Genomic DNA, 17,276 nt, shown 5'->3' with positions numbered 1-17,276 from the left:
ATGTGCTCAGCGCGCGAACGCCCGGTTGGGCACGACCGCCGCGGACGCCTGGGCGACTGGCCGCCCCCGCGCGTCGGTGATCACCGCGTTGGAGACCATCCGGGTGCGGCCGGGGTGCACGCAGGTGCCGGTGACGGTGTACGCCTCGCCCGCCTGGACGCCGCGCAGGTAGTCGATGTTGAGGCTGAGGGTGAGCATCGGCATGAAGACGTCGCCGGTGCTGGATCCGGCCAGGCACACCGCGTTGTCGAGGATCATCGCGATGTAGCCGCCGTGCACCGTTCCGCCGGGGTTGGTGAGGCGCTCGGCGGGCCGCCAGTCGATCTCGACCCGGCCCGGCTCGGCCGTGCGGATCCGCTGGCCGATGTGGGTGTTGATATCGGAGATCTCCGGGAACCGGCCGTCGCCCATGGCCTGGATGAGCTCGGCCCCCGTCAGCGTGTTCCACAGATCGGCGGTGTCGACGCTCAACTCTCGTTTCCCCTCTGGTCAGGCCGTTTCCGCACCGAATCGTATTCGCCTCCCGGGGGCCGCGGCACTGTGCCGTTCATCACCGGGCCTCGGGGGAGGGGTTAGGGTGCCGTCCATGGGAGGCGACGGGGACGGCTTCGCGCGATGCGCCCAGGGCCATACGCACTGGGGACGGTTCGGCGCGTCGGGGCTGCTGCCGTACCACCGCGGCGCGGACGGCGTCGTGCGGGTGCTGCTCCAGCAGCGCGCCTGGTGGGGCATCGGCGGCGGCACGTGGGGGATGTTCGGCGGCGCGCTGCACAGCCACGAGGACCCGGTGTCCGGCGCCCTCCGCGAGACCGCCGAGGAGTGCACGCTCGACCCCGCGAGCGTGACCGTGCACGGCACCCGGATCGAGGACCACGGCGGCTGGAACTTCGTCTCCGTGATCGGGTCGGTGCCCGAGACCGCCAGGGTGCGGCCCGCGTCCCGGGAGACCAGCAAGGCCGCGTGGGTCGAGCTCGACGAGGTCACCGGCAAGCGCCTGTTCGAGCCGTTCGCCCGGTCGTGGCCGCTGCTGCGGGAGGGGCTGAAGCGGCTGGTCCTGATCGTGGACGCCGCGAACGTGGTGGGCGCCCGCGCCGACGGCTGGTGGAAGGACCGCGCCGGGGCCAACGCCCGCCTGCGCGACGACCTGGCCGTCCTGGAGAAGGGCGTCTCGGGGCTGCCCAAGGAGTCGTTCCCGTTCGACAGCTACTTCCCGGAGGTCGTGCTCGTCGTGGAGGGCGAGGCGCGTCGGGTGGCGGACGAGCCCGCGAACGGCGTGCGCGTCGTGGCGGCCCCGCACAGCGGCGACGACCGGATCGTGGAGCTGGTGAGCGAGCCCGACCCGGACGCGCTCCGGCTCGTCGTCACCGCGGACCGGGAGCTGCGGGCGCGCTGCGAGGCCGCGGGCGCGCACGTCGCCGGCCCCCGCTGGCTCCTCGGCTGTCTCTAACGGGCTGCCTCTAGCGGGCCTCCGGCGCCGCCGGGCCGCGGCTCAGGACGCCTCCACGACCTGGTGCCCGGCCTCCTTGAGCGCCGCCGTGGCGGCCGGCACCCGGTGCTCCGGCACGAGCACCAGGTCGGCGTGGTACGTCGAGGCGACGAAGACCGGCACGCCGGCGTCGGCGAGCGGGCCCACGAGCGCGGCCAGCATCCCGGTCGCCGACGGGTCGTGCGCGGTCTCGCCGTAGTAGCCGACCCAGCGCTCGGCCTCCACGAACGGCGGCACCTCGCGGACCAGGGTCAGCCCCTCCGGCGCGCGGATCATCGCGATCCACTCGTCGTCGTCCGGGAACGTCGCGTTCGGCAGGTGCTCGACGACGAACACCGACGGGACGATGCGCAGGCGCTGGGAAGTCATGCCCCGCAGCCTAATCGGGGACGCCGGCGCTCCTCTCGGGGGTGAGGAACACCGCGCCCAGCGGCGGCACCCGCATGACCGCGGAGGCGGGCATGGCGTGGCACGGCTCGTTCACCGCCTCGATCCGGCCCATGTTGCCGACCCCGCTGCCGCCGTAGTCGTAGGCGTCGGTGTTGAGGACCTCCCGCCACGGGCCCGAGTGGGGCAGCCCCAGCCGGTAGTCCTCGTGCGGGCCGCCGGAGAAGTTCACGACGCAGGCCATGACGGGCGCCGGCGCGCCGTCCGACGCGGGCGTCCCGTACCGCAGGTAGGACAGCGTGTTGCCGCCCGCGTCGTTGCCGTCGATCCAGCGGTAGCCCTCGGGGGCGCTGTCGAGCGTCCACAGCGCGGGCTCGGACCGGTAGAAGGCGTTCAGGTCGCGGACGAGCCGCTGGATCCCGAGGTGGTCGGCGCCCTCGGCGGCGTTCTCCAGCAGCCACCAGTCGAGCGGCCGCTCCTCGGCCCACTCGGCGCCCTGCCCGAACTCGCCGCCCATGAACAGCAGCTGCTTGCCGGGATGCGACCACATGTACGCCAGCAGCGCCCGCAGGCCCGCGAACTTCTGCCACGTGTCGCCCGGCATCTTCGACAGCAGCGAGCCCTTCCCGTGCACGACCTCGTCGTGCGACAGCGGCAGGACGTAGTTCTCCGAGAACGCGTACACCAGCGAGAACGTGATCTCGTTGTGGTGGTAGTGCCGGAACACCGGCTCGTGCCGGAGGTACTCCAGCGTGTCGTTCATCCAGCCCATGTTCCACTTGAAGCCGAACCCGAGCCCGCCGAGGTGGGTGGGCCGGGAGACGCCGGGCCACGCCGTCGACTCCTCGGCGACCGTCATGATGCCGGGGTTGCGCTTGTACGCGGTCGCGTTCATCTCCTGGAGGAACGAGATGGCCTCCAGGTTCTCCCGGCCGCCGTACACGTTGGGCGTCCAGCCGCCGTGCTCGCGCGAGTAGTCGAGGTAGAGCATCGAGGCCACGGCGTCCACGCGCAGCCCGTCGATGTGGAACTCCTCCAGCCAGTAGCAGGCGTTCGCGACGAGGAAGTTGCGCACCTCGGCACGGCCGAAGTTGAACACGAGCGTGCCCCAGTCGGGGTGCTCGCCGCGCGCCGGGTCGTCGTGCTCGTACAGGGCCGTGCCGTCGAAGCGCGCCAGCGCCCACTCGTCCTTGGGGAAGTGGGCCGGCACCCAGTCGACCAGCACGCCGATGCCCGCCTGGTGCAGCCGGTCCACCAGGTGCCGGAAGTCGTCGGGGTCCCCGAACCGCGAGGAGGGCGCGTAGTAGGAGGTGACCTGGTAGCCCCAGGACGGCCCGTACGGGTGCTCGGCGACCGGCAGGAACTGCACGTGCGTGAACCCCATGTCGGCCACGTACCGGGTGAGCTCCTCGGCCAGCTCGCGGTAGCCGAGGCCGGGCCGCCACGAGCCGAGGTGCACCTCGTACACGCTCATCGGCTCGTTCAGCCAGGAGCGCTCCTTGCGGCGGTCCATCCACTCGCCGTCGGCCCACTCGTACGCGGAGGTGAACACCCGCGACCCGGTCGCCGGCGGGGTCTCGGTGTACGCCGCCATCGGGTCTGCCTTGATCCGCCACTGCCCGTCGGCGCCGAGGATCTCGAACTTGTAGACGTCGCCGTCGCCGATGCCGGGGACGAACAGCTCCCAGACGCCCGTCGAGCCGAGCGAACGCATCGGGTGCGCGCGGCCGTCCCAGTGGTTGAAGTCGCCCACGACCCGGACGCCGCGCGCGGTCGGCGCCCACACCGCGAACCCGGTGCCGGTCACCGGGCCGAACGCCGAGGCGTACGTGCGCACGCGCGCGCCCAGCGCCCGCCACAGCTCCTCGTGCCGGCCCTCGCTGATCAGGTGCAGGTCCAGCTCGCCGAGGGTGGGCAGGTGCCGGTACGGGTCGTCCTGGATCAGCTCGACGCCGTTGCCGTACGCCACCGCGAGCCGGTAGTCGGGGACGGCGAGCGGCGCGTCCTTCTCGCCGCCGCCCGACAGGGACGCGTCGGGCGGCAGCGTCCCGGCGAACAGCCCCTCATGGAAGTGGCGGAGCCTGTGCCGGTCGCCGTTCGGCAGCACGACCTCGACGGTCTCGGCCAGCGGCCGCAGCGCGCGGACGGTCACCCCGTCGCGCCCCGGATGAGCGCCGAGAACGCCGTGCGGATCGTGGTGGTCGCCCCCGACCAGCTTGTCGATCTCCTCGCGCGTCACCCGTGCCATGAGACCACGGCCTCCTCGTTTCCCTGGGTTCCCTGGGTCCGGTACGCAGTTAGGGATGCCCTCGGAACGGCATAACTCACCTCTGCGGCGGCTCCGAAGCGCTTTGCCCGCCGGCGGGGCGCGAGCGCCACCGGCCGACCGTGCGCAGGGTGCGGTCGGCCATGCCGTACAGCGCCCGGTTGCCCAGGATCAGGTCGCGGCCGCGCGCCACCGGGGCGTGCCGCAGCCAGTGCGCGGCGCCCGCCGGCGAGCGGCGGCGGACGACGCCCTCGGCCACCTCGATCGAGTGCGTCCGCAGCTCCTGCTTGTAGCGCCAGCCGACGGCCGGGCCCATGTCGATGTGCCGCACGCCGAGCGCCGCCGCCTCCTCCGCCATGTGCAGGTGGAGGATGAGCCCGGGGGAGAACTTCGCGAACTCCGGGTCGTACACCGGGAACCACGTGACGAGCGTGTGGTCGCTGCGCAGCCCGAAGTGCCCCGCGACCGGGACGCCGTCCGCGTACAGCATGGACAGCACGCCGGCGAAGCCGTCGTCGTGGGTGCCGTGCAGGCGGCCGACCAGGTCGACCACCCACGGCTTCGCGAAGCGGTCGGCGCGGCCCATCGCGCGGTACTGGTCGGACTTCCACTTCCGGACGAGCGCCAGCGACGCGTCGTCGCGCACGTCGAACGCGAACGTCACCTCGCCCGCCTGCCGGCCCATCTTGCGCTCCTTGTAGCGCGTCTGCTTCTCGACCTTGGAGCCCTTCGCGCGCAGCGCCTCGCTGAACGCGGCGAACCCGCCGCTCAGGTCCATGACCGCCGAGTCGAGCCGCTTGGCCGCGTACGGGTCGAACCACGGCTGGCCGGGGACGAGCGTCCCGAACGCGAACGCCGACAGCCCGCACGAGCGCAGCAGCTCGCGCGCGTCCAGCTCCAGGCCGGGCGCGTGGACGAGCCCCTGCCCGAGCGACAGCCAGCCGCCGATCGCGCCCGCGGACGCGCGGCCGTGCAGCTCGTACGGGAGGAAGCCGGTGATCCGCCCGCTTCCCTCGCGCAGCACCGCGACGCGGGCGCCGGCGATGACCTGGTCGACCGCGATCGCGTACCCCGCCGACATGAACGGGTTGGCGAGCCCCGGGTCCGCGTCCTGCATCGCCCGCCACGCCGCCAGCTCGGCCGCGCCGAGGTCGCGGGGCCGGGTCACCTCCACGCGCATCGCCACTCCCTGCCTCTCTCGGGCCTCTCCCGGGCCTCTCCCGGCCGTCGGCTACTTCGCGTACGTGAACGGGAGCCGGGTGATGCCGTTGTCGAACGACGACAGCAGGTACTCGGGCGCGCCCGACGCGCGCAGCCCGGGCAGCCGCCCGTACAGCTCGCGGAACATGATCTTCAGCTCCATCCGGGCCAGGTTCGCGCCCAGGCACAGGTGCGGGCCCGGACCGCCGAAGCCGACGTGCGGGTTCGGCGAGCGGGTGATGTCGAAGCGGTCCGGGTCGGCGAACACCTCCGGGTCGCGGTTGGCGGCCAGGTAGTAGAGCACGACCTTGTCACCGGCCTGGAACGGGTGCCCGCCCAGTTCATGGTCCTCCTTCAGCGTGCGCCGGAACTGGATGATCGGGGACGCGAACCGGATGATCTCCTCGATCGCCCCGCCGATCCGGGCGTCGTAGTCGGCCAGCAGCAGCTCGCGCTGCTCCGGGTGGTCGGTGAGCAGCCGCAGCCCGTGCGACAGCGCGTTCCGCGTGGTCTCGTTGCCGGCCACGAGCAGCAGGTCGAAGAACGACCCCAGCTCCTTCACCGACAGCCGCTCGCCGTCGGGGTTGGCGTTGACCAGCGCGGACACCAGATCGTTCGCCGGGTTCTCGCGGCGGGCGCGGCCCAGCCGGGCGACCAGCCGGTGCAGGTCGGCGATCGCCCGGAGGTTGCCGTACAGCAGCCGCAGCGTACGCGGGCTGGCCAGCGAGCCGCGCACCCCCGAGTACTCGGTCATCGCGTCGATCCGCGACAGCACGTACGGGCGGGCCCGCTCCGGGACGCCCATCATCGAGCAGATCACGGTGATCGGCAGCCGGGCCGCGACCTGCTCGACGAAGTCGTCCGGGCCCGCCGCGACCACGTCGTCCACGATCCGCGCCGCGGTCTCCTCGATGTCCGCCTCGATCTTGGCGAGCATCTTCGGGCTGAACGCGCGGGACACGATCCGCCGCAGCCGGGCGTGCCGGGGGTCGTCCATGTTGACCATCGGGGTGCCGAGGATCTTCGCCAGCCACGGCGGCGGCTCCGGCGAGGTCGCGGCCGGCTCGCTGGAGAAGACCTTCGCGTTGCGGCTGGCGGCGACCACGTCCGCGTGCCGGACCAGCGCGTGGAAGCCCTTCCCGGCGCGGACGAGCGGCACCCGCGGCTCGGCGAAGTACACGGGCCGGCCCAGCTCGCGCAGCCGCGCGAAGTCGGCCAGCCGCTCCTCCGGCGGCCGGTCCCAGAACGCCATGCCCACCAGGTCGATCCCCGCCGGAGCGGACGGTGCCGCGGCCGCCCCGGCCCTGTTCGCGCGCTCGCCCCCGGCCACCCGCTCGTTCCCGGCCACCTTCTCGTCCCCGGCCACCTGCTCGTCCCCGTTCATCTGGCCACCCACCTGACCTCGTACGGGCCGAGTTCGAGCGGCTTGCCGTCGATCCGCGGCCGCACCGGCCGCGCCGAGCCGTTCACCACGACCATCTGCCGCGCCTGCGCCAGCACCCGGACGGCCGGATCGGACGCCTTCACGTCCGCGAGCTCCGTGCCGGGCGGGAACCAGCGGTCGAAGTTCTGCAGCATGGCCAGCGTCGGCGTCGCGCCGCCGCCCGCCCGCGGGCCCGACCACAGGCAGCCGGGGCAGTCGGTGGCGGTCGTGGTCTGCGGGCTCCAGTAGAAGGCGCTGGCGGCGCCGCCGCGGACGAACTCCATCATCGCGGCCGTGTGCACCGCGCCCCTCCGCTCGTCCGTCCAGTCGGACGGGACCGGCTCGACGTACCACTCGGCCCACCACACCGGCAGGTCCGGCTCCAGCGCCCGCAGCCACCGCGTGACGTCGGAGAACTTGGTCAGCGCCTGGAAGTCGTTCAGCTTGATCTCGCGCTGGACGGGCTGGCTGTGCCCGTCGACGACGATGAAGTCGGCGCCCTTCTTGTGCTTCGACCAGTACTTGATGGCGTCCAGGTTGCGCTGGTCCATGGAGCCCCACGAGCCCTTCAGTTCGGCGGGCGGGCCGTGCCTCCAGTTCGGCGCGTTGCTGTTCATCACCATGTACGGGCCGCCGACGCGGATGTCCCCGTCGACCTTTTTCAGTGCGTCGTAGACCCGGTTGTAGAGGTCGGTGTAGCCCTGGTGGTCCCAGCGGTTCGCGCGCGGATTCCAGAAGCCTTTGAACTCGTTCCATACGGTGTAGTACTTGACCTTCGGGTAGCGCTTCGCGACCTCGGCGGCCATCGCGGCGAACGCGTCGAAGTGCTCCGGCTCGACGGCGCGTTCGAGCTTGCTCCAGTCCGTCCTGCCGGCCGGCCCGCCCTTCATCCAGTCGGGCGCGCAGCACAGCGTGATCACCGGGGTGCCGCCGGTCCGCTCGATCGTCGCCATCCGGCGGTCGAGCGAGGCCCAGTCGTACTCGCCGGGCCGCGGCTGCGGGTTGTCGACGCCCCAGCCCATGATCGGCGTGACCTGGGGGACCGGGTTCCCGGACAGGTCGGCGAGCGCCCGCGCCGGTCCGCGCTCGACGTCCACCGAGTTCTGCGTGTGCGTGAACCCCCAGGCGGGCCACCCGGCGGGCGCGCCCGCGCCGACGCGGGTGGCCGGCGCGGCGGGCCGTTCCACCGCGGGGTCCCCGCCCCCGAACGGACGCCAGCCGGTCAGCGCCACCACGGCCGTGGCGGCGAGCACCCCGGCCAGCGCGGCGAACAGCGCGACGAGGAAGAGGGGCCGCCGGACCGGGCGGCCGTGCCGTCCCTGCCGGTTGCGGAACAGCGCCGTGCCTTCGGCGCGGTCCCGTGATCGGACGTCCACATGGCCCTCCTGAAAAGGGGCGGGCGGGGATGCCGGACGGACGATCCGGCATATCCCTTAGAACGCTCGGAACGGGGGACGGGTTCGCCTTCCCGGGCCGTGTTCTCGACATATCTGCCTTACCTCCCGCCTTAGGGAGGAGGCAACCCTCATCAGGCCGATCCGGCCTCGCCGAATTTCCGATCAAGAAAGACGATCAAGAAATGTCCCGTCGAATTCCGGACCCGGCGGGTGTCTCTCCTGTATCACTCCGGCGCCAGGGATCACTTGCGTCCGGGTGGCCTCGACCGCACATCCAGGTGACACCTCTCACGGGTCGCCGCCGCCGCGGCGGGCCTGGTCGGCCAGCAGCGCGCGCAGCCCCGCGGAGTCGTCCGCCGCGACCGTCATCGCGTACCCCGCCTGGAGTTGCGCGTCGGTGAGGTCGCCGCTGCGCGTCGCGTACCACCGGCCGGCGTCGCTGCGCCACACCAGCCAGCCCGGGTACTCCCTCTCGATGGCCGTCTTCTGTTCCTCGAAGTCGCCCATCAAGGTCGTCCTTTCCCCGAGGCGGCTCTTCTGTATACAAAAGTCTTACCGAGGCTGAGAGGTGTCAAGCTGTCCGTAAGCGGACCGTCCCCCTGGAGATAGCGAACGGAGGCACGCGCGGGGACGGCCACGAGGCGAGAGCCGGGGACGAGAGAAGGTGATGCCCGGTGCCGGACCGCCCGGCCTACCTCCGTATTGCCGAGCTGCTGCGGGCCCGGATCAGGGACGGCCGCTACCCCCAGGGCGCGCGGCTGCCCACGATGACGGAACTGCGCGCCGAGCACGGGGTGTCGGAGATCGTCGTACGCCAGGCGATCGCGCTGCTGCGCGGCGAGGGACTCGTGGAGACCCGGCGCGGCGGCGGCACGGTCGTCAAGGTCGCGCCCCCGGTCCGCCGGGTCGCGATGGACCGCTACCGCACCGTGTCGCGGCCGATGGCCGTCCCCGCCACCACGTTCACCCACGACCGGGGCATCTCCTGGGACGAGTACCGCCTCGACCGGGAGTTCACCCGCACCCGCGCCGACCACGACCTCGCCGCGCTGCTGGAGGTCCCGCAGGGCACCGAGGTGCTGCGCCGCCGCTTCGTCTTCCACGCCCGCGGCGAGCCGCAGCAGATCTCCGTGAACTACCTGCCCTGGGAGGTGGTCGGCGGCACCCCCGTCGCCGACCCCGCCAACGAGCCGTGGCCCGGCGGCACCCTCGCCCAGCTCCGCTTCCTCGGCCACCCGCCGACCCGCGTGGAGGAGTCCGTCGGCTCCCGCATGCCGACCCCGGAGGAGGCCGAGACGCTCCGCATGAGCGGCGGCGTCCCGGTCCTCACCATCACCCGCCGGCTGCTCTCCGGCCCCCGCGTCCTGGAGGTCTGCCGCGACATCGTCATCCCCGCCGACCGGGTGATCCTGGACTACGGGCTCGACCTGTGATCAGTCGCGGTAGAGCCAGTCGTCGCCCTCCTCGTCGTGGCGGGGGAGGGGGAGGTCGCGGCGGGTGGTGGCCGCGCCCTGGGCCGGGGGACGCCGGGGGACGTCCGCCAGGGTCAGCGGAGCGGGCGGGCGCCGCGGGCGGTGCAGCAGGCCGGCGGCGGCCACGGCGAGGCTGAGGGCCAGGACGGCGAGCAGGCCCGTCCCGGGCGACCAGGCGCCGAGCATCAGCATGACCTGGGCCGTTCCGGCGACCGTAACGATGCTCGCGGCGGCCGCGACCACCAGCCGGCCGACCGGGTCGAGCCCGCGCACGAGCGTCCAGAACGCCGCGCCCGGCACGGCGAACAGCAGCAGCATCAGCGCGACCGTCACTGGATGATCACGAACCTCTCCACGATCACCGCGACCACGCTGACGAACAGCGGGATCGCCAGGACGGTCAGCGGGCGCAGGCCGCTCAGCCGGTCCGGCGGGAGCCGCAGCCGGCGCAGCTCGCGGGCCAGCAGCACGCCCAGCAGGACGGGCAGGTAGATCAGGCCGGCGGGGGTCCACGGCGAGGAGCGCAGGCCGAGGCCGCCGGGCGGCGGGACCTGCGGCACGGGCTCGGGCGGCGGCGACTTCAGCCGGTAGACGGCCGCGTCGCGGTTCGCGGAGACCGTCCTGATCTCGGGGTGCGCCGCCATCGCGCGGCGCAGCCTGGCGCCGTAGTCGGGGGCCAGGCCGGCGGTGAGGACCTGGAAGTCCTCGTGGCTGCGGGTCGTCACGAAGAAGCCGCCGGGGCCCTGCTCCTTCATCCGCTGGACGATCTGCCGCACGTCGGCCGGGTCGTTGCGGTTCGCGATCACGGGCGTGTACGTGAACCGCTCCCAGCTCCGGTACGACCACGGCATCACCGGGGTGCCGCCGGTCAGGTTCGGGTCCTCCGCGCTCAGCCACACCACGCCGACCGCGCCCTTGTGCTCGCGCAGCATGGTGTCGTACGCCTTCACGTCGCTCGGGCGGACCTGCTCGTACCGCTCGTTGCCGTACCGGACCGACAGGAAGCCCCCGGCGAGCAGCAGGCCGAAGACGGACGCGGCGGCGACGGCGGGCCAGTGCCGGCGGGTGCCGGTGCGCAGCCGGCCGAGCCGCAGCCGCACCTTCGGGTCGCGGACGGCCGGCGCGTCGAACGGCGCCGGGAAGAACAGGTACGCGATCAGCAGGCAGGCCGCCGGCAGCATGAAGAAGTAGATCCGCAGCGCGATCTCGCCGCCGTAGTTCTGCAGCCCGAACGAGGAGAACGGCACCAGCATCAGCACCAGCGCCACCCGGTCGTCGATCCCGCGGGCGCGGCGGCGCAGCAGTCCCGACATCGCCAGCCCGGCGACGGTCACGGCGATCAGGATGCGCAGCAGCTGGATGTCCTGGGTGGCCCCGGCCGCCTCGCCGATCCGCCCGCCGGTGCTCTGCTGGACGTTCTGGAAGATGTTGCCGATGCTGCCGAAGATCTCGCCCTTGCGGCCGGCCCAGTAGCCGACGGTCATGAAGCTGACCCACGCCGCGTACACGACGCCGGCGATGAACGGCAGGCCGCGCAGGTTGCAGCGGCGCACCAGGACGAGCCCGGCGCAGGCGGCCGTCATCAGGAACGGGGTGAGCTGGTGCGCGGCGGTCCCGGCCAGCAGCAGGAGGAACAGCAGGACGAGGAGGATCGAGCGCTCGCGGACCGGTACGGGCGGCGCGGGCAGCTCGCCGGGGTCCTTGGCGGCGAAGATCCAGTCGTAGAGCCGCCAGAGGCCGCCGCGGCGCTCCCTGGTGGCGGCGGTACGCCGCTTTCCGGACCGCTGCCGCGTCTCGTCGTGGTGGCGGAACCAGTTGACCAGGATCGCCACGAAGAACAGGTAGAGCAGGTACGCGAACGCCTGCGGCGACAGGTAGTCCTGGCCGACCCAGTTGGCCGCGATGAACAGCCACGCGGCCAGCCACTTGGCCCGCCACGTCGCCCGCAGCACCCGCAGGATCAGCACGTACGGGAGCAGGTAGAGCAGGTTCGTGACCGTCGGCGCCCAGCGCAGCACCGGCTCGATGTCCTTCTGGCCGGCCGCCTCCATCAGGAACCCGATGAACGCGAAGAACCCGGGCGTGCTGAACCGCGCGTCCAGCTCCCAGCTGACGGTCCCGTTCCGGGTGATGTACTCGATGAACCCGGCGGTCTGCCAGGCCGTCGGGAAGCGCGCGATCGGCTCCAGCGCGAGCGTGACCCCGTGCAGCGCCAGGATGAGCATGGCGATCTGGAGCGCGAGCAGCATCCGGTGCGGGCGGGGCAGCGCCAGCGTGACCATGAACGTCAGCACCAGCACGGCCGCGCCCAGCAGCGTGGCCACCGGCAGCACGCCGATCAGGCCGTAGCCGTCCAGGGCCTCCAGGTCGACGCCGCTCAGCGGCACCCAGAACAGCGCCAGGCCGGCCGCCAGCGCGGCGGCGATGCCGATCAGCACCGCGCGCGGGGTGACCGGCAGGGACGGGGGAGCGGTGCTCGCCTCGCCCTCCGGCTGCTGTGCCGCGCGAACCGTCACGTTCAAGAGATAACCCGCCCTCCGGCCGCCGGGGAAGGCTCGACGCGGGTGGCCCGCAGCAGTCCAGGGAGTACGGTGGCCGCGACGATGGTGTTCACGCCGACGATCGCCAGGCCGATGGTGGCCAGCCGGTCCGGCTGCACCACGATCAGGACCAGCGCGAGGACCCCGGCGAACCGGACGCCCTGCAGCAGCGCGATCAGCCGGGTGCGGTTCTCGACCCGCAGCACCCCGACGTACAGCTCGATCAGCGCCTTGGGCAGCACCGCCAGCGCCAGCACCTGGAGCAGCGGCGCGCCGCGGTCGGCGTACTCGTGGCCGAAGAACTCCAGCGCGAACGGTGCCGCGACCACGACCAGCAGCACGGCGGGCGTCATCAGCGTCAGCGTGCGGCGCAGCGCCGCGCGGGTGGACTCGGCGAGCCTCGCCCGGTCGAACGAGCCCTCGACGGTGAGCGACATCGACAGGGTGAGCGCCAGCAGGTCGAGCATCATGCCGAGCGCCCACGCCATCTGGAAGTAGGCGTTGGTGGTGGAGCTGATGTGCGCGGCGACGACGACCGGGATGAGGCTGATGGAGGCGTACTGGAACGCGCCGCCGAGGTACGCGCCGCCCACGTACCGGGCGATGTCGCGGTGGGTGGGCCGCTCGCCGCGGCCGTAGTTGGCGCGGCTGTGCCGGGGGATCAGCCGCCCGAAGAGGAACGCGCTGACCGGGACCAGCATGACCATCGCCGGGACGAACCACGACAGCGCGACCCCGTCGCCCGGGTACGCGCCCGCCAGCACCACCAGCAGGACGAGCTTGGTCCCGCCGAACAGCACGTTCACCACCGGGACCCAGCCGGCGTGCCGCAGCCCGGTGAACACGCCCTCCTGCTGGTTCCACAGGTTCCACGCCACCGCCATGGCCAGGAACCACAGCGCCGCCTTCCAGTCGCCGAGGTGCCGGAACGACTCGCCCCAGTGATCCAGCGTCAGCAGGAAGCCGAGCGCGAGCACGGCCGCGGCGGCGGCGCCGGTCGCGTAGCAGACCAGCACCAGCGACCGGGTGTGCCGGGCGGTCTGCGGCACGAACCGGATCAGCAGGAAGTTCAGCATCGTCACGCTGCCGACGAACATGATCGCCTGGATGACGGCCCAGTTGCGGCCCATGTCGTCGGGCGCGTACAGCTTCGCGCCGAGCGCCCAGTACGCCAGCCCGAGCAGCCCGGTCAGCCCGCCGTTGGCCACCAGCGCGTACGCGTTGCGGAACAGCGGGTTGGACAGCTCGCGGCGCAGCAGGCCGGGCTCGTCCGGCCGGACGGCCATGAGCTGCGGATCGGTGACGGCGGGGTCGGCGAGCGGGCGTTCCGGGAGCGGGCGGCCGGCGACGCGGCGGTCAGTCACGGGGCCTCACCCGCCGGAGCGCGTAGCGGCCGCGCCGCACGACGGCGTACCCCTTGGTGAGCGCCCGGTCCCTCGCGTAGGCCCGGCCGACGCCGCGGCCCTCGGTGACCCGGGCGAACGTGCCGAGCGGGATGCCCGCCCGGACGGTCAGCCGCGGGATCGCGTACGTGTCGCCGCCCGCGGCGGGCAGGCGGTTGGCGACCGCGCAGGCGCTCTCGTAGCCCGCCGCGCGTACCTCGCGCCGCACCCGCGCGCTGGAGTAGCCGTACGGGTACGCCATCGTCGTGACGGCCGTCCCGAGCCGGTCCTCCAGCAGGCCGCGGCTGCGCGCCAGCTCGTCGCGGAGCGGGCCGTCCCGGAGCTGGTCGAGCTGCGGGTGGCCGTGGCTGTGCGCGCCGATCTCGATGCCCGCGGCGGCGGCCTCGGCGACCTGGCCCCAGCCCATCATCGCGTCGAGCGGCCGGCCGGCGGCGTCGGCGCCCGCGTCGGCCAGCCAGCCGGTGGTGACGAAGACGGTCGCCGCGAAGCCGTGCGCGGCCAGCACGGGCAGCGCGTGCTCGTGGAAGTCGGCGTACCCGTCGTCGAACGTGATCACCACCGGGCGCGGCGCTGCCGGCGGGCGGCCGGCCGCCAGCGCCGAGAACGGCACGGGCGTGAAGCCGCCGTCCGCCAGCAGCGCCATCTGCTCGGCGAACGCGCCGGGGCGCACCGCCAGCGCCGCGGTCTCCGGCGGCGGCCGCTCGCGCACCGAGTGGTACATCAGCACGGGGATCACCGGGCCCGCCCCCTGGCGGGGCGCGCGCCGATCGCGTAGCCCCACGCCGTCCAGGCCAGGCCGACCGAGATCGCGCCCGCGCGGCCCAGCCCCGCCGGGTCGCCGCGGAGCGCGTCGCCGACGCCGCGCAGCGCGCCGCGCGGCAGCGTCCTCAGCGCGTGCGCGCGCTCGCTGGCGAGCCCGTCCTGGCTGCCGACGCTCCGGGTGACCAGCGCCTTCGACAGCCCCTCGGCGTAGCAGCGCTCGCGGAAGTACGCGAAGCGGGCGCGCTCGGGCGGGACGCGGTGCCAGATCACGGCCCGGTCGTCGTACACCAGCTCCGACTCCGGGCTGCGCTGCCGCAGCCGAATGCAGAACTCGGTCTCCTCGCAGCCCAGCGGGCGCCTGTGGAAGGACCGGCCGATGCGGCTGTCGAAGCCGCCCGCGAGCGGGAACATCTCCCGGCGGAACGAGGCGTTCCCGCCCATCAGGTTGCGGACGGGGCCGGGCCGCAGGCCGCGGTACGTGCAGCCGACCGTCCAGTCGAACTCCTCGGGGAACCACCGCGGCCGCCGCCCCGTGGACGCCGGCACCGGCTCCTTGATCATGTCGGCGGACGGGGTGGAGCCCGGCCACATCGGCAGCGTCAGCCCGCCGACTCCCGCGACGGCCGGGTCGGCGTAGTGGGCGGCGAACGCGGCGAGCCAGCCGGGGGCGGCGGCCGCGTCGTCGTCCAGGAACGCGACCGTGTCGCCGCGCGCGACCGCGACGCCGGTGTTCTTGCCGCCGGACAGGCCGCGCTCCTCGCGGTTCTCGACCACGACGGCGTCCGGCAGCGAGACCTTGAGCCGGTCGTGCAGCTCCCGGTTGTGGTCGACGACCACGACGATCTCCTCGGGCGCGTGCTCCTGCGCCCGCACGGACGCGACGGCGGCGTGCACGTCGTCCCAGCGCCGGTCGGTGTACGCGCAGATGACGACGGAGAAGCGGGGGATTCCTGTCATCGGTTCCGTCCCCTCATCCGCGCGTACGCCTTCAGGACGCGGTCGGCGTGCCTGTAGAGCCTCGGGTCGTCGAGTACGGCGCCGCGCGCCTTGTTCAGCGGCGTGGCGCGCACCCAGTGCAGGCCGGCGCCGGCGGTCGGGCGGGCCACCCGCCCCTCGGCGATGACGATCTCGCGGCCCTTGAAGCCCTCCTTGAACTCCTTGCCGCCGCGGCCCATCGCGATCTCGGTGATCCCGGCGTCCGCGCAGCCCGCGGCCAGCCGCAGGTGCCCGATCATGCCGGGGGAGTACCTGCCGAACCGGGTGTCGTACGCCGGGAACCAGCCGGCCATGACCGTCCCGTCGCGCAGCCCGAAGTGCGCCGAGACCGGCTCGTCCCCGGCCCGCAGCACGCTCAGCACCCCGAAGCCGGTCTCGTGGAAGTGCCGGACGAGGTCGACGATCCACGGCCGCGCGAACCGGTCCGTGCGGCCGGTGCGCGTGTACTGGTCGGACTTCCAGGCCATCAGCCGGGTCAGGTCGGCCGGGTCGGACGAGGAGAACTCGTACCGCACCTCGCCGACGTCGCGGCCCAGCTTGCGCTCCTTGTAGCGGATCGTCTTGTGGGTCTTGGGCGCGGCCCTGCGCATCTCCTCCTCGAACGCGGCGAACCCCGCGCCCAGGTCCATCACCGGCTCCACGCGGCGCACCTTGTGGTACGGCGCGAACGGCAGCTGCCGGGCGATCAGGTGGTCGAAGTCCCAGACGCCGAGCCCGCAGGCCCGCAGCAGGTCCCGGGCGTCCAGCCGCAGCCCGGCCGGGGCGACGATGCCCTGGAGGTCGGTGAGGCCGAACCCGACCGGGTGGCCGATCCCCAGGGGGCCGCGCTCGTGGGGGAAGAACGCGGCCACCTCGCCGCCGTCCTCGGCGACGGCCACCCGTACGGTGTCGCGGAACCGGCCGACGCCGAGGGTGAACTCCGGGGACAGGAACGGGTTGCCGAGGTCGGGGTCGGTCCGCTGCAGCTCCCGCCAGCGCGCGATCTCGGCCTCGCCGAGGTCGCCCGGGCGGACGATCGTGATCTTCACCGCGGATCTCTCCTGTGGCTCAGTTCCGGTGCGGGGTCCGGTCTCGCCCGGTCACTCGGTGCCGGTCCCGCTGAACGCGGCCGCCTGCGGCTCCAGCGGCAGCGGCCCGGCGGGCGCCTGGCCGGCGGCGGGCTCCAGCGGGCCGCGGAAGCGCAGCCGCACCATCGTCTTCAGCACCCGCCAGCCGTCCCGCCAGGTGTTGAGGTTGGACTCGCCGTGCCGGCGCTCGGTCTCGTGGCTGGCGACCTCGGCCACCCGCAGCCCGGCGCGGACCGCGTTGACGCACATCTCGGTCTCGATCTCGAAGCCGGTGGACTCCAGCCGCAGCCGCTCGACCGCGTCCCGGCGCATGGCGACGTACCCGTAGCACAGGTCCGACCAGTTCTGCCGGTAGAGGCGGTTGGCGAGGGCGGTGAGCGCGGAGTTGCCGAGCCGGCGCAGGCCGGTCAGGTCGTCGGAGCCGCCGCCGCACCCGTACCGGGTGCCCTTGACGAAGTCGAAGCCGCGCGACAGCAGCGCGAGGAACGCGTCGAACTCGGCGGGGTCCATGCTGCCGTCGGCGTCCAGCATGACGATCATCTCGCCGGTCGCGGCGGCCATCCCGGTCCGCATCGCCGTGCCCTTCCCGGTGGGCGGCTCGACGATGATCTTCGCGTCGGGGCGGATCGAGAGCACGAGCTCGACGGTGCCGTCGGTGGACTCGCCGTCGACGATGACGACCTCGTCCACGGCCGTCAGCCGCGGCATGAGCCAGCGGAGGTTGTCGGCCTCGTTCAGCGTGGGGATGACCGCGGTGACGGTCGGCCAGCGTCGGGTGGGCCGGGTCAGGTCGCGCAGGTGGGCGGGGTGCGGCGGGCGGGGGGCCGCCGCCCTCGAATTGCCGTCGACCCGCAGGAACGCGTCAGGAGTTTGCATG

16 protein-coding genes are annotated in these 17,276 nt (G+C 73.3%); 2 read left to right on the top strand and 14 right to left on the bottom strand.

Annotated features, from left to right (window positions below; all coding sequences use genetic code 11):
* Positions 1-6: 6 nt before the first annotated feature.
* Entirely contained in the window at positions 7-471 is a 465-nt protein-coding gene (locus tag AB0881_RS20620; protein WP_366618803.1) for a PaaI family thioesterase, read from the bottom strand.
* 115 nt (positions 472-586) lie between these two features.
* On the opposite strand from AB0881_RS20620, the gene AB0881_RS20615 reads away from it, so the two are divergent.
* Positions 587-1,447 carry an NUDIX domain-containing protein gene (locus AB0881_RS20615; RefSeq protein ID WP_366618801.1) on the top strand — a complete coding sequence of 287 codons (861 nt, stop codon included), beginning with the start codon at positions 587-589 and terminating at the stop codon, positions 1,445-1,447.
* 42 nt (positions 1,448-1,489) lie between these two features.
* On the opposite strand, the gene AB0881_RS20610 is transcribed toward AB0881_RS20615, so the two are convergent.
* The 6 genes from AB0881_RS20610 to AB0881_RS20585 form a co-directional block, all read right to left on the bottom strand.
* The gene (locus AB0881_RS20610; RefSeq protein ID WP_366618799.1) at positions 1,490-1,855 is read right to left on the bottom strand and encodes an ACT domain-containing protein; all 366 of its coding nucleotides are present in this window, start codon (positions 1,853-1,855) and stop codon (positions 1,490-1,492) included.
* A gap of 10 nt (positions 1,856-1,865) precedes the next feature.
* Entirely contained in the window at positions 1,866-4,121 is a 2,256-nt protein-coding gene (gene glgB / locus AB0881_RS20605) for a 1,4-alpha-glucan branching protein GlgB (protein ID WP_366618797.1), read from the bottom strand.
* A gap of 76 nt (positions 4,122-4,197) precedes the next feature.
* Complete coding sequence (locus AB0881_RS20600; protein WP_366618795.1) at positions 4,198-5,319, bottom strand: GNAT family N-acetyltransferase; 1,122 nt, start codon at positions 5,317-5,319, stop codon at positions 4,198-4,200.
* 51 nt (positions 5,320-5,370) lie between these two features.
* Entirely contained in the window at positions 5,371-6,591 is a 1,221-nt protein-coding gene (locus AB0881_RS20595; RefSeq protein ID WP_366618845.1) for a cytochrome P450, read from the bottom strand.
* 128 nt (positions 6,592-6,719) lie between these two features.
* Entirely contained in the window at positions 6,720-8,138 is a 1,419-nt protein-coding gene (locus AB0881_RS20590) for a xylan 1,4-beta-xylosidase (RefSeq protein WP_366618793.1), read from the bottom strand.
* A gap of 309 nt (positions 8,139-8,447) precedes the next feature.
* Positions 8,448-8,666 (bottom strand): hypothetical protein, encoded by a 219-nt coding sequence (locus AB0881_RS20585; protein ID WP_366618791.1) that lies wholly within the window; start codon positions 8,664-8,666, stop codon positions 8,448-8,450.
* A 167-nt stretch (positions 8,667-8,833) separates the two neighbouring features.
* Between AB0881_RS20585 and AB0881_RS20580 the strand changes: the two genes are divergently transcribed.
* Positions 8,834-9,592: a GntR family transcriptional regulator gene (locus AB0881_RS20580; RefSeq protein WP_366618789.1), complete on the top strand. Its 759-nt coding sequence runs from the start codon at positions 8,834-8,836 to the stop codon at positions 9,590-9,592.
* Here the strand turns inward: AB0881_RS20580 and AB0881_RS20575 are convergent, their stop codons facing one another.
* Genes AB0881_RS20575 through AB0881_RS20545 form a run of 7 tightly spaced genes read right to left on the bottom strand, consistent with a single transcriptional unit; the run spans position 9,593 to position 17,275 of the window.
* Positions 9,593-9,964 carry a hypothetical protein gene (locus AB0881_RS20575; protein ID WP_366618787.1) on the bottom strand — a complete coding sequence of 124 codons (372 nt, stop codon included), beginning with the start codon at positions 9,962-9,964 and terminating at the stop codon, positions 9,593-9,595. It abuts the gene before it with no gap.
* Positions 9,961-12,147 carry a hypothetical protein gene (locus AB0881_RS20570; protein WP_366618785.1) on the bottom strand — a complete coding sequence of 729 codons (2,187 nt, stop codon included), beginning with the start codon at positions 12,145-12,147 and terminating at the stop codon, positions 9,961-9,963. Before AB0881_RS20570 ends, AB0881_RS20575 begins: the two co-directional genes overlap by 4 nt.
* A gap of 2 nt (positions 12,148-12,149) precedes the next feature.
* Positions 12,150-13,535, bottom strand: coding sequence for a hypothetical protein (locus AB0881_RS20565; protein WP_366618783.1), 1,386 nt, complete (start codon positions 13,533-13,535; stop codon positions 12,150-12,152).
* Positions 13,528-14,310 carry a polysaccharide deacetylase family protein gene (locus AB0881_RS20560; protein WP_366618781.1) on the bottom strand — a complete coding sequence of 261 codons (783 nt, stop codon included), beginning with the start codon at positions 14,308-14,310 and terminating at the stop codon, positions 13,528-13,530. Before AB0881_RS20560 ends, AB0881_RS20565 begins: the two co-directional genes overlap by 8 nt.
* Positions 14,307-15,293, bottom strand: a complete 987-nt coding sequence (locus AB0881_RS20555) for a glycosyltransferase (protein ID WP_366618779.1) — start codon at positions 15,291-15,293, stop codon at positions 14,307-14,309. Before AB0881_RS20555 ends, AB0881_RS20560 begins: the two co-directional genes overlap by 4 nt.
* A complete protein-coding gene (locus tag AB0881_RS20550; protein ID WP_366618777.1) occupies positions 15,290-16,360 on the bottom strand; it encodes a GNAT family N-acetyltransferase in 1,071 nt (356 codons plus the stop codon). Before AB0881_RS20550 ends, AB0881_RS20555 begins: the two co-directional genes overlap by 4 nt.
* A gap of 51 nt (positions 16,361-16,411) precedes the next feature.
* Positions 16,412-17,275, bottom strand: a complete 864-nt coding sequence (locus tag AB0881_RS20545; protein ID WP_366618775.1) for a glycosyltransferase family 2 protein — start codon at positions 17,273-17,275, stop codon at positions 16,412-16,414.
* Position 17,276 lies beyond the last annotated feature (1 nt).

Source organism: Spirillospora sp. NPDC029432, from assembly GCF_040703975.1.
In the GTDB taxonomy this organism is placed as follows: Bacteria; Actinomycetota; Actinomycetes; order Streptosporangiales; family Streptosporangiaceae; genus Spirillospora.
The sequence above is the reverse complement of the archived record's forward strand: the minus strand, read 5'-3'. Positions and strand labels throughout refer to the sequence as shown.